The organism is Falsihalocynthiibacter sp. S25ZX9 (genome assembly GCF_041205405.1).
GTDB classification, from domain to species: Bacteria; Pseudomonadota; Alphaproteobacteria; order Rhodobacterales; family Rhodobacteraceae; genus Falsihalocynthiibacter; species Falsihalocynthiibacter arcticus.
Map to the genome: position 1 here is coordinate 1 of NZ_JBGFCD010000209.1, position 309 is coordinate 309.

General features: G+C 47.9%; 1 protein-coding gene. It reads right to left on the reverse strand.

The window, feature by feature from the left end:
• Positions 1-139, reverse strand: a 139-nt coding sequence (locus AB9F29_RS21945) for an SDR family NAD(P)-dependent oxidoreductase (protein WP_369757254.1), incomplete at its 3' end; no start/stop codon positions are given.
• Positions 140-309 lie beyond the last annotated feature (170 nt).

The following is a 309-nucleotide window of genomic DNA, read 5'->3' on the forward strand; positions in this document are numbered from 1 at the left end:
GTGCGATTTCGGCGATCGCATTCCCGCTTCTGGCAAGGAGCACAACATTTGCACCCGCCTGAGCAAAAGCCCGCGCCGCCGCCTCACCAATCCCGCTACTTGCCCCCGTAATTACAACTGTTTTTCCAGCAACACTCATGTTCTCTCCTCGCAAATTTTCTACAACTTAAACCAATGCAATTTTCAAAGAAAGGCCCCGTGCCGCTTGCGAATTTTGGCGCTTCAGTACAATGTATTCCCAAGCAATTTTTGAATCGAAGGAATCACAATGACATATTTGAAAATAATTAGCGTTGCGACGGCGACATC